The 13,911-nt window shown below is 65.5% G+C and carries 13 protein-coding genes; 3 read left to right on the top strand and 10 right to left on the bottom strand.

What is annotated here, in order from left to right:
* Nucleotides 1–2: 2 nt before the first annotated feature.
* The gene (locus tag AN936_RS08260; RefSeq protein ID WP_054587741.1) at nt 3–1,283 is read right to left on the bottom strand and encodes a cytochrome P450; all 1,281 of its coding nucleotides are present in this window, start codon (nt 1,281–1,283) and stop codon (nt 3–5) included.
* Between the two features lie 14 nt (nt 1,284–1,297).
* A complete protein-coding gene (locus tag AN936_RS08265; RefSeq protein WP_054587742.1) occupies nt 1,298–2,611 on the bottom strand; it encodes an amidohydrolase family protein in 1,314 nt (437 codons plus the stop codon).
* A 104-nt stretch (nt 2,612–2,715) separates the two neighbouring features.
* On the opposite strand from AN936_RS08265, the gene AN936_RS08270 reads away from it, so the two are divergent.
* A complete protein-coding gene (locus tag AN936_RS08270) occupies nt 2,716–3,120 on the top strand; it encodes a Zn-ribbon domain-containing OB-fold protein (RefSeq protein WP_054587743.1) in 405 nt (134 codons plus the stop codon).
* A complete protein-coding gene (locus AN936_RS08275; RefSeq protein WP_054587744.1) occupies nt 3,117–4,301 on the top strand; it encodes a thiolase family protein in 1,185 nt (394 codons plus the stop codon). The genes AN936_RS08270 and AN936_RS08275 overlap by 4 nt, the downstream gene beginning before the upstream one ends.
* Here AN936_RS08275 and AN936_RS08280 read toward each other — a convergent pair.
* From AN936_RS08280 to AN936_RS08310, 7 genes are all read right to left on the bottom strand, one after another.
* A complete protein-coding gene (locus tag AN936_RS08280) occupies nt 4,298–4,873 on the bottom strand; it encodes an amidohydrolase family protein (RefSeq protein ID WP_054587745.1) in 576 nt (191 codons plus the stop codon). The genes AN936_RS08275 and AN936_RS08280 overlap by 4 nt on opposite strands.
* A 79-nt stretch (nt 4,874–4,952) precedes the next feature.
* Entirely contained in the window at nt 4,953–6,167 is a 1,215-nt protein-coding gene (locus AN936_RS08285; RefSeq protein WP_006954973.1) for an IS256-like element ISSpma2 family transposase, read from the bottom strand.
* A gap of 16 nt (nt 6,168–6,183) precedes the next feature.
* Entirely contained in the window at nt 6,184–7,065 is an 882-nt protein-coding gene (locus AN936_RS08290) for an amidohydrolase family protein (RefSeq protein ID WP_054587746.1), read from the bottom strand.
* Complete coding sequence (locus AN936_RS08295) at nt 7,062–8,027, bottom strand: CoA transferase (RefSeq protein WP_054587747.1); 966 nt, start codon at nt 8,025–8,027, stop codon at nt 7,062–7,064. The genes AN936_RS08290 and AN936_RS08295 overlap by 4 nt, the downstream gene beginning before the upstream one ends.
* Nucleotides 8,024–9,016, bottom strand: coding sequence for an enoyl-CoA hydratase/isomerase family protein (locus AN936_RS08300; protein WP_054587748.1), 993 nt, complete (start codon nt 9,014–9,016; stop codon nt 8,024–8,026). Before AN936_RS08300 ends, AN936_RS08295 begins: the two co-directional genes overlap by 4 nt.
* A 9-nt stretch (nt 9,017–9,025) precedes the next feature.
* Nucleotides 9,026–10,531, bottom strand: a complete 1,506-nt coding sequence (locus AN936_RS08305; RefSeq protein ID WP_054587749.1) for a class I adenylate-forming enzyme family protein — start codon at nt 10,529–10,531, stop codon at nt 9,026–9,028.
* Nucleotides 10,532–10,537: 6 nt separating this feature from the next.
* Complete coding sequence (locus AN936_RS08310; RefSeq protein ID WP_054587750.1) at nt 10,538–10,846, bottom strand: hypothetical protein; 309 nt, start codon at nt 10,844–10,846, stop codon at nt 10,538–10,540.
* Nucleotides 10,847–10,970: 124 nt separating this feature from the next.
* On the opposite strand from AN936_RS08310, the gene AN936_RS08315 reads away from it, so the two are divergent.
* Nucleotides 10,971–12,512, top strand: coding sequence for an acyl-CoA synthetase (locus AN936_RS08315; protein ID WP_054587751.1), 1,542 nt, complete (start codon nt 10,971–10,973; stop codon nt 12,510–12,512).
* Nucleotides 12,513–12,527: 15 nt separating this feature from the next.
* Here AN936_RS08315 and AN936_RS08320 read toward each other — a convergent pair whose 3' ends face one another.
* On the bottom strand, nt 12,528–13,805 hold the full coding sequence (locus AN936_RS08320; protein ID WP_054587752.1) for a spinster family MFS transporter: 1,278 nt from the start codon (nt 13,803–13,805) through the stop codon (nt 12,528–12,530).
* Between the last annotated feature and the right edge of the window lie 106 nt (nt 13,806–13,911).

The raw sequence follows: 13,911 nt of genomic DNA on the forward strand, positions 1-13,911 counted from the left end.
CCTTATGAAACGGCTTTTGCGTCCCAGACGATCGGCAGGTTGCGGATCGACAGCAATCCCGGGATCACCGTGGTATCGGCCCCCGGCTTCAGGCGGAAGGGCGGCACGCGCGACAGCCATTCGGCGAGCAGCACGCGCAACTCGCGCCGCGCCAGATGCGCGCCGAGGCAGATATGCACCCCGCCGATCAGCGTGAAATGGCGGTTGTTCTTGCGTTCGGGGTCGAAATCGCGCGGGCAGGCGAACTGCTTTTCGTCGAAATTGCCCGAACTGTTGATGCAGGCGATCCAGTCGCCTTCCTTCAGCTCGACGCCGTGCCAGGTGAAGTCCTTTTTGATCCGCCGCCCGCTGTTGACAAGCGGCTGGACGCGCAAAAATTCCTCGACCGCGCTGTTGATGATCTCCGGATTGGCGCGGATGCGCGCTTGGAGTTCGGTGTCGAGCGCCATGCGGCGGAACATCTGGCTGATCGTCGAGGCGACGGTGTCGAGCCCGCCGAGCCACAGGAACCAGGTCATGCCGATCGTCTCGTCGGGGGTCAGCGGCTGGCCGTCCATCTGGCCATTGGCGATATAGCTGCCCAGCGTCTCGTCGGGGTTCGCCTGCTTTTCGGCGATGAAACCGCGGAGGTATGCGAGGATGCCCTTCACCGCCTCGGCCTTGGCGCCGATGTCGGGGTTGTGCAGGATCGCATATTCCCATTCGAGGAACTGGTCGAACATGCTGAAGGGAAAGCCCATCAGGTTCAGGAAGACGCGGACCGGATAGATGCGCCCGAAGTCATAGGCGATGTCGACCTCGCCGTCCTTCACCACCGCATCGATCATCTCGGTGACGATCGCGCGGATCTTGGGCTCCATGTCGTTCATCGCGACCGGCGTGAACCAGGGGTTCAGGAACTTGCGGTAGCGGCCATGGTCGGGCGGATCGATGCCGAGCGGGATCGACGGGAATGTCTCGCCCGCGAGCGCCTGGAACTGCGCCGCGCCTTCGGTCGAGAAGATGTCGTTGTCCTCATAGACGCGGCGGATGTCTTCATAATGCGACACTGTCCACGCGCCATGCTGTCGTCCGCTCGTCGGCCAGGGGTAATAGAGGATACGCGGCACGTCGGGGTCGCGCATCACGTCCGACGGCAGATAGGGATCGGGCAGGTCGAAGGCGATCTGGCCCTGCGCAAAGCGCGTGTCGAGCACCCGCTCGGGCGGCACATGCGCGGGCACCGGCGGGGCGTCCGCCGGGGCATGCGCGATCGGACAGCGGGAAAGCGTCGTCTCGGTCATCGGTCGTCCTCCGCTCAGGCCGAGGCGAACATGCGTTCGATGTCGCCCGAGGTAATCGGCCGGCGCGCCTTGCCGATCGCGTCCATGCTGTCGGTCTTGAGCCCGCCGAGATTGTGTCGCGGGCTGACATCGACATCCTTGCCCAGTTCGCGCAGGTGCCCGACAGTGCAATTCTCGCGTCCGCCGTTGAGCGCGAAAGCGTCGAAGCTATATTCGCGCATCACATTGAGGTGGGTGATCTTGTCGATGATGGTCTTGTCGAGCCCGTTGACCGATGCCCACAGATATTCGGGGACATTGGGCCACACCGTGTCCGAATGCGGATAATCGCATTCATAGGCGACCATGTCGGTGTTCATATAATCGAGGTTCTTCACCCCGAACTGGTCGTCGATGAAGCAGCAGATGATGTGTCGCTTGAACAGGTCCGAAGGCCGCTCGCCATTAAAGTCGGTGAAGGTCCATTCGTGATGATGCTCGTGCGTGAAATCGGCGCGCTCGAGGAAATAGGGGATCCAGCCGATGCCGCCTTCGCTGAGCGCCATGCGCAGGTCGGGGTAGCGCTGCCAGAATTTCGCGAAGGTCCAGTCGGCGGCCGAATTGGCGATCGAGATCGGCATCGCGGTGATCCACGCGTCGATCGGGCTCTCGGGCGACGGATGCATCGCCCGCGCGCCGGTGCCGATATGGCAGTTGATCACCATCTTGTAGTCGGAGCACGCCTTCCAGAAGGGCTCCCAATATTCGTTATGGATGCTCGGCAGGCCGATGTTCGACGGGTTATCGGAAAAGCTGACCGCATGGACGCCGAGGTCGCTCATCCGCTTCAGTTCGGCGAGCGTGTCGTCCATGTTCCACATCGGAATGAGGCACATCGGGATGAAGCGGCCGGGGGCGGCGGCGCACCATTCCTGCACATGCCAGTCGTTCCACGCGCGGCAGGCGAGCAGCGCCTCCTCGGGATCCTTCTGCGCCATGGTGACGAAGGTGCCGCCGGCAAAGCTCGGCATCGTCGGGAAGTTCAGCGAGGCGAGGACGCCGTTGGCATTCATGTCGTCGACACGCAGCTTGGGGTCATAGGTACCGGGACGAAGCTGTTCGAAGGCGCTCGGTTCCATGCCATATTCACTGCGCGGGCGTCCGACGACGGCGTTGAGCCCGATGGTCGGGAAGCGCTGGCCGTTCCACGACCAGATATCCTTGCCATTGTCCTGCACGATGCGCGGCGCGCGGTCCTTCTTGCCCTCGGGATAGTGGCGGATGAAGGCCTCGGGCGGCTCGACCGCATGATCGTCGACGCTGATGATCACCATGTCGTCCATCTGCATGGCGACTCTCCTCTCAAATGGTTTGTTGTTGGGTTCATCATCGCAAAAATTGACGATGTGTCAACTCTTGGTTTATGACATAGTTAAATAAGTGGGAGAGAGATATGGTCGCCCGAACATTGCCCGCGATCGACCGCGACAATGAAGCCTACTGGACATGGGGCCGCGAGGGGAAGCTGGCGATCCACCGCTGTGCATCCTGCGAATATTTCGTCCATCCGCCAGTGCCTTTCTGCCCGCACTGCGAAAGCCGCGACGTCGCGCCGCAGGCGGTGTCGGGGCGGGGCAGGGTGGTGACCTTCACCGTCAATCATAAGGCATGGTTGCCCGATCTCGCCGATCCATACATACTCGCACTCGTCGCGATCGCGGAGCAGGACGATGTGCGCATCCCCTGCAACATTGTCGAATGCGACATCGACAAGGTGGATTTCAACATGAAGGTCGAGGTCGTCTTCGAACCGGTCGAAGACCTGTGGGTCCCGCTCTTTCGTCCGGTGACCGCATGATGCGCTTCGCCGAGAAGGACACTGCGATCACCGGCGTCGGCATGTCCGAAGTATCACGCGGCGCCGACAAGTCGGCGCTGGCCCTCACCGTCGACGCTGCACTCGAAGCCATCGCCGACGCCGGCCTCTCCCGCGCCGACATCGACGGCATCGCTACCTGGCCCGGCGAGCGCGCCGACGGATCGGGCTTCTCGCCCGTCGGCTGCGCCGCCTTGCAGGACGCGCTGCGGCTCGAGCTCGGCTGGTACGGCGGCGGCGGCGAAGCGCCCGGCCAATATGGCGCGGTGTTCAATGCGATCGGCGCGATTGCGGCGGGCCTCTGCCGCAACGTCCTCATCTTCCGCACCATGTACGAAGCGACCGCGCGCAAGACCGCCTATGCCAACAGCTTGCTCCGCGAGGGGCAAAGGCAGGCGGGTCCCTTCGCCTGGTATGCCCCCTATTACACCTATGCCGCCGCGCTCCAGCAGGCGCTCTTCTTCAACCTCTATGTCCACAAGAGCGGCATCCGTCCGGATCAAGTTGGGCAGATTGCGGTGAACCAGCGCCGCAACGCCGCGCTCAACCCGAAAGCCATCTACAAGGTGCCGATCACCATCGACGACTATCTGGCGTCGCCGGTCATCGCGACCCCGCTGCGCCTCTACGATTGCGACGTCCCGATCGACGGGGCCGCGGCGATCATCGTCTCGCGCATGGATGTCGCGCGGACCCTCAAGAACCCGCCGATCCGCATCGATGCGATCGGCTCTTCGATGCGCTACCGCAACAGCTGGACCCAGCTCGCCGAACTCGACACGCAGGCGCAGCCCAAGGTCGCCGAGATGATGTGGTCGCGCACCGACCTCAAGCCCGCCGACGTCGATATCGCGCAGCTTTACGACGGCTTCAGCTTCCACACGATCAACTGGCTCGAAAATTTCGGCTTCTGCGAACGCTATGGCGCCAAGGACTTTATCGACGGCGGCCACCGCATCGCGCTCGATGGTGAGCTGCCGGTCAACACCGGCGGCGGCGCGATGTCGGGCGGCCGCCTCCATGCCTATGGCGCGGTCCATGAAGCCTGCACCCAGCTTTGGGGCCGGGCAGGGGCGCGGCAAGTGCAGGGCGACCCGCAGGTTTGCGCCACCTCGACCTCGGGCGGCCCGCTCGCCGGAACCATGCTGCTCGTCCGTGATTAGGCTTGCCAGACGATCTTGCCGCCGATCAGGGTCAGGCCCACGCATCCCAACGCGGCGGGGTCATCCGGCCAATCGTAAAGGATGAGATCGGCGGCGGCGCCGACCGCGAGTGGCCCGGCCTGATAGAGCGCCAGCGCTGCCGCCCGGTCGATGGCTTCGTCCGCGCCGATGATGCTGCCGCCGCGGGTCAAACGGTCGGTGGCAGCGCGCAGCGCGATCCACGGATTGGCATCGCCATAAGGCGCATCGGATCCCGCGCGCACCACGATTCCGCCGCGCTGCAAGGACCGTAACCGATAGAGATCGCCGAGTTCATGGTAGCCCAGCTGTTCGAGATAGCGGTCGCCGCGGTCGTGAATGAAATTGGGCTGGGTGACGGCGATAAGGCCCGCCGCGGCAATGTCGGCAATCAGGCTTGCGGCGATCATCCCGCCATGCTCGATCCGGTCGCCGGGACGCGCGCCGCCCGCCATCGCGAGCGCTTCGAGATAGAAGAGCAGTTCGCCCAACGTCACGCAATGTGCCGCGACCGCGCGGCCCAGCGCGCGTGCCGAAGCGATCCGCGATACCACCGTCGCGACCGGCGGCAGGTCGTCTTCGTGGTCGCGTCCGTCAAGGTGGTGTAATTTCGGCTGTGGCCGTGGGCCATCGTCAGGCGGCTTTGGCGGTGATGTGTAGGGGCTGATTTTCCTCCTCGATCATGGGTTGGTTGAGTTCGGCCATGCCTTCGATCTGCATGTATCGGTGCTGGAGCTGCCACTCGTCGTTCTGCTCCATCAGCACAGCCCCGACGAGGCGGATGATGCTGTCTTCGTTCGGGAAGATTCCGACGACGTCGGCGCGGCGCTTGACCTCCTTGTTGAGCCGCTCGAGCGGATTGGTTGAGTGTAACTTCGTGCGGTGCTGGGTGGGGAAGCCGGTGTAGGCGAGCACGTCGGTTTCGGCCTCGTCCATGCAGGCGCCGAGCTTGGGCCAACGGGTGCGCAACTGGTCGGCGACCTGTCGCCAGACCTGCGTTGCGCTTTTCTGATCGGGCTGCAGGAAGACCTGGCGGATCGCGGCGGCGACGACAGTGTTCTGGCCCTTGGGCACATAGGACAGGGCATTGCGCATGAAGTGCACCCGGCAGCGCTGCCAGGTGGCGCCCATGACGCGGGTGATCGCGCCCTTGAGGCCCTCGTGAGCATCGGAGATGACCAGCTTCACGCCGGTAAGACCGCGCCGAACAAGGTCCTTCAGGAAGTCGGACCAGAAGACCTCCGCTTCCGAGGGGCCGATATGCAGGCCGACGATCTCGCGCCGGCCCTCGGTGTTGACGGCCATGGCGATTATTGCGGCAACGCTGATGATCCGCCCGCCTTCGCGTACCTTGAGATAGGTGGCATCGAGCCAGAGATACGGCCATTCGCCGGTGAGCGGGCGTTTCAGAAAGGCATGGACGCGCTCGTCAATGTCCTTGCAAAGCTTGGAGACGGTGGACTTGGAGATGCCGGTCATGCCCATGGCCTGGACGAGTTCATCGACCCGCCGGGTGCTGACCCCGCCGATCCACGCTTCCTGGATCACCGCAACCAGCGCTTTCTCGACCATCTTGCGGGGCTCAAGGAAGCCCGGAAAATAGGACCCAGCACGCAGCTTGGGGATTTTCAGGTTCAGCGTGCCTACCCGGGTATCCAGCGAACGGTCGCGATAGCCGTTGCGCCAGGTCGCGCGCTCGCTGCTGCGTTCGTGGCGACCCGCGCCGATCAGGCCATCAACGTCGGCCTCCATGATCAGCTGCAGCACGTTCTCGGCGATGGTGCGCAAAAAATCCGGTTGGCCGCCCTTTGCAGCCAGCTCTTCGATCAGTAATCTGTCCTCGGTCATCGGGAACTCCTCTTCGTCACGGTTGAAGTGTGCAAACTCCACCATAACGATGAACCCGGTGGCCACCAGCGACGCCGCATTCCGGGGTGGGGCATGCCCCACCCCGGAATACACCATCGCCTACACCGGAAATTACACCACGAGCGCGGACGCTAACGTCTTCGTCGAACAGCAATTTGACCGGGCCCAGTGTATAACCCTCGCCCGCCGGCAGCGCCTCGGTCCCCATGATCGTCAGCCGCTGCGGCATCGCGCCGGCAAGAATCGCGGCTTCTTCGGCGCCATTGGCCGCGCCCGCGTCGGTTACGCCGGTCACGCCCCACTGCGCCAGCCGGTCGCCCAATGCCGCCAGCGAAGGCGGCGAACCCCCGATCCGTTCGCGCAGCCAGGCATCGCCGCGCCGGATACGTCCATTCGGACTCCCGCCCGCATCGCATTCGACGCAGGCAGGGAAGGGCGCTTCGCCAAGTCTTGCCAGACCGGCGCTGTTGAGGATCCAGTAGCCGCCGGTGCGGTCCTGTAGCCGCAGCGGCCGGTCGGGTAGCCATTCGTCGAGCAGCACGCGATCGGGCAGCCCTGCGGCCCGCTCGTCATAGCCGATCGCGCGCACCCATTCGCCCGGCGGCCCCGCTCCGGCCCGCAGGCGTGCGATTATGGTATCGGCGTCGCGGGCGCCGGCAAGGTCCACCGAGTCCATGCGCGCTGCAGTCGCCAACAAGTGCAGATGATGATCGTGAAATCCCGGGCCAATGACCAGACCGCGTGCGTCGATCTCCGCGCCCGCTCTGGCAACTTCGCTTCCCAGCGCCGCAATCCGCCCGTTGCGTATGCCGACCGAAAGCGGATGACCGTCGGCGTCACGGGCATTGCGGATAAGCAGATCGAACGATGCGCTCATGCGATCGCTCCGGCAAAATGCGCCGCGGTGCCCGCCAGCGGCACGTCGAGCAAACCGCTTCGTCCATCGGCCAACGCTTCGAGCGCGAGGGTTGCCGCGGTGAGCCCCGTCAGCGGATCGGCCAAGGCGTCGCCGATGAAATTGGGCGTTCCGCCCAGCCAGCGCACCAACCCGCCCGCCGCGGCGCAATCGTCGCCGAAGCCGACGCGCATCGCCGCCGCGCCGCGCCAGCCATGCGCGGTGATCGCAACCCACAAGAGCCCGGGGTTGCGCGCGAACAAGCTGGCTTCATCCAGCCCGAGGCGCGCCAGCGCATGCGGCCGCGCCGCAGTGATCAACACGCGGGCACGCCCGATCGTCGCGATCAGGTCGGGATCGCCCAATTCCATCGTCACGCGCTGCTTGGCGCCGTTGAGCCGCGCGTCGAGCGCGGGCATATGGTGCGATGTCGGATCGGGCCGCCCCGGGCTTTCGATCTTCACCACTTCATGGCCGGCTTCGGCGAGCAGTCCGGCGCAATAGGGGCCCGCCCACAGCGCCGAGAGGTCGACGACCATGCCGTCGCGGGCTGCGCCGACCGGCAATTCGGGCGGCGTTACGGGGGCTGCCTCGCCGACAATCGCGACGGGGAGATGGAGGGCTTGCGCGGCCGCCCCCATCTGTCCGGCAGGGCGATCGGCTGCGGCGGCAACGATGGCGTCCCACGGGTCGGTGTCGAAAGATGCGCCGGTCCACGCGGGAACGAGGTCGCGGTCGTCGTCGCGCGCCAGCGACACCGCCAGCCAGCCGTCTTGGCACGCGACCAGCCGGCAATGTCGGTTCGGCGACCACAGGCCGGGCTCTTGCAACGCGAGGTCGTCGCCGCGTGACAAGGCCTGCCGCGCGTCGAAAGCGACCCTGCCGTCCGATGCCGCGACCAGCCGCTCGCCGGCGGCGGCGACCGCGTCGAGCAGGGCGGTCATGTAGCGTCCTCGATGGCGTGGATCAGACCCCATTCGCGGGCGATGCGCGCATCTATCCGTTTCCCCGACAGCAGCATCCAGTAGCTGCGGTGCCGCCCGATCGCGCGCGCAACCGTGGCGGTACCGCCCGCGCCGGGGATCAGCCCCATCGCCAGTTCGGGAAGCTGGAACCATGCATCCTGTGCCGCGACGCGGCGATGCGCGGCCGCGGCGACCTCAATCCCCGATCCCACACAGGCGCCATGCAGCCGGACCGTTCCCCGCTCGCCCAGCGCGTCGAGCGCGCGGGCGCAGCTATGCAGCACCCGCACCGTGTGCGCTTCCGCAAGATCGGTCGCGGTTCCGAATTCGGCCAGCGCGCCGCCGGTCGAAAAACAGCGTCCCGCGCCCTGCAGGGTCACGGCGGGCCTCGTCGGATCGTCGAGCGCATTGGCAAGCGCTTCGTACAGCGCGTCGCGCATTGTTACTGTCATCGCGTTGCGGTTCGCGGGATGGTTCAGAGTCAGTGTGAGGCGGTCGCCTTGCCGTGCGGCGGTTACCGGCTCGACCGGCGGCAGGGCGCGCGCGTCGGGCGCGGAGCGAACTCGCCAGCGCCGGAATTCTTCGCCGCCGAGCAGCGCCGAATAGGCAAGCGATTCGACCGCCAATGCATCGGCAAGCGGCAGATTGGTCGTCAGCCGCAACACCTGCGCCGCAATGGTGGCGGCCAGCGGCTTGGCGTGCGCGGCGTGGGCGAGCTGTGTTACTGCCGTATCGAAACGCTGCCTGCCGACCGATACCCACGGGCGCGGCGCATTCTCCGCCGTCGTCACCAGCATGTCGAAATCGTCCGCGCCGACTGGCGGCAGGGCGCCATCGCGGTCGAGGCCGATGACCGCCGCCTGGATCGGCGCGACGGGGCGCCGCCATGTCGCGGCGTCTACGACCAGAACCGGTACGCCGCCCGGGGCGGAGAGCCGGTCGGCGTCGAGATGGTCGGCGATCGTCATCGCGCCTTCCTATCCGGCGCAAACCTCTTCCGCCAGTTCGGCCTTGAGGACGCGGCGGAGCAGCTTTCCGGTCTCGTTGTACGGCAGCTCGCGGCGGAAGAACCATTGTTCGGGCGTCTTGGTCGAGCGAAGCCGGCTCCTGATCATCGCCGCCATCGCGTCCGTGTCGGGCGAACCCGATCGCGACACGATCACCGCGACGACCTTCTCGCCCCATTTCTCGCACGGAATCCCGAGGACGGCGCAGTCGGCGATATCGTCGAAGCTGCGCAGCAGGTCCTCGATCTCGCCGGGCGAGATATTCTCGCCGCCACGCACGATCACGTCGTCCAGCCGCCCCTCGACGAACAGATAGCCGCCTTCGTCGAGCCAGCCGGCGTCGTTGGTTGCGAACCAGCCGTCGTCGGCGATCACCTTTTTGTGCAGATATTCGCCCGAAACCTGTTCGCCGCGAACATGGATTTCGCCATGCTCGCCGATACCGCACGGCGCCCCGTCATCGCGGCGGATCTCGAGCTCGATGCTCGGGAGCGGCTGGCCGACCGAGGCGATGCGGCGGCGGATTGCGGGGTCGTCGGAGGCAAAGGCGATGCGGTGATCCTCTGCGCCCAGCAGCGCGATCGTCGAGCTGGTTTCGGTAAGGCCATAGGCGTTGACGAAATCGACGTGCGGCAGCCGGGCCAGGGCGCGGGCAATCACCGGCTCGGGCATCTTGCCGCCGCCATAGGAGAGCGCCCGCAGCGACGGCAACGTCTCGCCGGTCTCGGCCATCACGTCGAGAATCCGGTCAAGCATCGTCGGCACGACCATGGCGTGGGTGATCCGCTCGGTCGCAGCGATGCGAACCCAGTCCTCGGCCGTGAAGGCGGGCAGATAGACGATGCGCCGTCCGCCATAGGCGGCGGTCAGGATCGCCGAGATTCCGGCGATATGATAGGATGGCACGCTCACCAGCGTCGCCTCTTCCTCGCCGGCGCCGAGGAATTCGACCGTCGACATGACATAGGAGGTCAGGTTGGCGTGGCGCAGCACCGCCGCTTTCGGATCGCCGGTCGTGCCGCTGGTGAACAGCAGCACCGCTATATCGTTTTCGGCTTCGGGCAGATCGACCGGTTCGGGCGCGGCGCCGGTCATGAATTCGGCTTCGAACGCGCTGCGCCCGACGAGTTCGATGCCGTCGACGGGGGCGATGCGCGGCAGCATCGCGTCATCGGCGATCAGCACGGCGGGCGCACTCCGCGCGACGAGCCGGTTCAGGTCGGCGTCGGCGAGGCGGTAGTTGAGCGGAACGAAGGGCGTCCCGGCCATACCGCTCCCGAAAAGCAGCACGGGGAGGGCATCGCCGTTCATGCCGAGGAAAGCGGTATTGGCCAGGCCTTTGGCCGCGAGCCATTCTGCAACCCGGCTGGCGCGGGCGCGATAGGCGTCGAAGTCGAGCGTTTTCCCGAGCCCGCCGAGCGCGAGGCGGTCGGGGCAGGCATCGGCGGCAATATCGAGCAGGAGCGGCGTGCGCATGGCGGGTCAGTCCGAAGCGGGAAGCGGCTTGGCGCCCTTGACCGTCATCGGCGTGCCATTGAACGCAAGCGAGCCTTGCCCCGCCTTGGCGCCGAGAACCTCGAGCCCGCTATCCTCGTCGACATAGCGCTTGCCGATCGCCACGCCCTCGGAAAAGTCGGGGCTGATGTCGCCGGTCGGGGCGACTGCATCGTCGATCGGCAGCACCGCTGCGCCGCCACACTGCAGCTCGCCGGCAGCTTTCGGCGGGCGCACGACGACCAGTTGCGCGTCGCATACCGCGCTTTTCCAGCGCGAACCCGGTTTGAGGTCCATTGTCTCTCCATCCTTTCCCGTTGCCCTTGGGCTTTGCCACCGTCTCGGCGTTCGTTCGCCAATATGTCAATCGACATAGAAAGTAAACGTAGTTATATAACTCAAAAGCAGCGAAGGGATTGCGATGCATCCACGGCATTTTGCGCGAACCGTACCCGACCGTCCGGCGGTCGTCATGGCGGCGAGCGGCGACGCGACAAGCTATGCGGCGCTCGAGGAGGTGGCGAACCGTGGCGCCCGGCTCTTCCGTTCGCTCGGCATCGGCGCGGGCGACACGATCGCGATCTGGCTCAAAAACTGTCTCGAATATTACCACATCTATTGGGCCGCACAACGCGCGGGCCTGTATATCTGCCCGATCTCGACGCAACTGACCGCCGAAGAGGCGGCTTATATCCTGACCGACAGCGGTGCGCGGCTGCTCGTCGCCCACGCCGATGTCCCTGCCGCCGCCGTGCTTGTCCGGGATCGCGCGTCGCTTGCGCAGGGCGTCGAGGCGATTTTCGACATCGGCGACGATCTGAAGGGGATTCCGTCATGGCACGCCGCTCTGGCGGAGCAACCGGCCGAAAGGATTGCTGACGAGACCGCCGGCTATCACCTTGTCTATTCGTCGGGAACGACCGGACGGCCGAAGGGGATTCGCCTGCCGCTCAGCGGCGAAGCCGCCGATGCGCCGCATATGCTCGCCGAGCGGATTTCGGGGCGCTACGGCGTCGGCGAAGCGAGCGTGCTGCTGTCGCCGGCGCCGCTCTATCACACCGCCCCGCTGGTCTATGGCATGGCGGCGCACCGGCTCGGCGCGACGCTGGTGGTGATGGAGCGTTTCGATGCCGAGGCGGTGCTGCGCCTGATCGAGCGTCACCGTGTGACCTTCATGCAGATGGTGCCGACGATGTTCGTGCGGCTGCTCGCGCTCCCCGACGATGTGCGGACACGTTACGATCTCTCCTCGCTCCTGAAGATCGTCCATGCTGCGGCGCCATGTCCGGTCGAGATCAAGCGGCGGATGATCGAATGGCTCGGCCCGATCATCTATGAATATTACGGCGGATCGGAGGGGAACGGATCGACCTTCATCACGCCGCAGGAGTGGCTCGCTCGTCCGGGTTCGGTCGGCCGCGCCGATTGGGGAACGCTGCATATCTGCGACGAGGAGGGGGAAGAGGTGCCCCCGGGCGTCGATGGCCTCGTATACTTCGAAGGCGGCTGGGACTTCCAGTATCTGAACGACCCCGCTAAGACGCGCGATGCGCGCCATCCCGTGCATCCCGGCTGGAGCACGCTCGGCGACATCGGCCACCTTGACGACGACGGCTATCTCTATCTGACCGACCGCAAGAGCTTCATGATCATCTCGGGCGGGGTAAACATTTATCCGCAGGAAGCCGAAAATCTGCTGATCCTGCATCCAGAGGTCGCGGATGCCGCCGTGATCGGCGTGCCGCACCCCGAGATGGGCGAAGCGGTGAAGGCGGTGGTGCAACCGAAATCATGGGACGACGCCGGTCCCGAACTGGCATCGCGGCTCATCGAATATTGCCGGGCGCATCTCAGCCACCTCAAATGCCCGCGTTCGGTCGACTTCGACCCGGCACTGCCCCGGCATGAGACGGGCAAGCTCTACAAGCAGGAAATCCGGGCGCGATACTGGCCGAAGGCGTGATCGGCCAACGCGCTTTCATTCGCTATCGGCAAGGAACTGCCGGCTCGCCATCGCGAACAGGATCGCGGCCGGCGCGAGTACGGCAGCCATGATCATCAGCGCATAGCGGAGGCTCTGGATGCCGAAGTCCGGCGCGAGGAGATCGCTGATCCAGCCGGTCGCGAGCGGTCCCAGCGTCAGCCCGATGGCGTTGATCGACGCCATGACGATCGCCGAAGCGGTCGCGCGACGCGTCGGGCCGCAAATATGCTGCACAGATGCGAAGACCGCCGGAAGAGCGGCAAAGAGAAGCGCCATCAACACTCCGGCCCAAAAGAGAAATCCGGCGAGCGACTGCGAACCGAACGCCAGCCAGGCGACGGGCATGGCGATGACGTAGCTGCCCGCCGGCCACCAGACGAGCCATCGCGGATCGCGCCGGGTGAGCCGGTCGCAGACGATGCCGCCGACGATCGAGCCGACGATTGTCCCGATTCCGCTACTGATGCCGTAGGTCGTTCCCGCCACCGCGACGTCGAGCTGCATGACCCGCATCAGATAGGCCGGAATGAAGATGATCGGCCCATAGGCGAAGAGCGAATAGATGGTGAAGCCGGTGATGATGAACCGGAAGGAGGGCTTTTTCATCAGTGCCGAAGCTTCCTGCCGGAAGGCGGGGCGCGGTCCCGACAGGCTTTCGTCGCGGAGGCGCGGCGGTTCGCGCAGGATGAGCGCGGCGAGCACGGCGATCGGCAGCGAGGCCGCCCCCATCACGATGAACGCCATGCGCCAGCCGTGGCTGTGGGCCAGCCAGCCGCCGGCAACGAGCGCCACCGTGCCGCCGAAGGTGACCGCAGAGGATAGTACGGCAAAGGCCTTGGCCCGGGCGTCCGGCGGAAAATAATCGGCGACCAGCGCATGACTGACCGGCACCGCCCCTCCTTCGCCGATGCCGACGCCCATCCGGGCAACGAACAGGAAGACGAGCGAGGTGGCGAAACCGCAGAGAACCGTCATGACGGTCCAGAGCATGAAGGCGACGATCAGCCAGAGCTTGCGATTGCCATGATCGGCCGCGCGCGCGAAGGGGATGCAGGACAGGGCATAGCAGAGGGCAAACGGCGCCCCGCCAAGCGCACCGAGCATGCGGTCGTACAAGCCATATTCCAGCCGGATATGCTCGAGCACGACGGGCAGGAGCTGCCGGTCGGCATAGCTTGCGACGGCGATGAGAAACAGGACGATGAGGAAGAGCCAGCGCTGCCTCTCGGTAAATCGGGCCCACGGCTGAAATTCGGTCGTCGCGCCCGTCATGATCGCCTGTCCTCCCCGATGAACCGGTTGGCGATCGAACGCCCTGCATTGCTAAGGGCAAGGTTTGCCGGTTCTCTTCGCTATCCTCCAATAGAGAGGCGTTTGG

This window comes from Sphingopyxis macrogoltabida, from assembly GCF_001307295.1.
Classification (GTDB): Bacteria; Pseudomonadota; Alphaproteobacteria; order Sphingomonadales; family Sphingomonadaceae; genus Sphingopyxis; species Sphingopyxis macrogoltabida_B.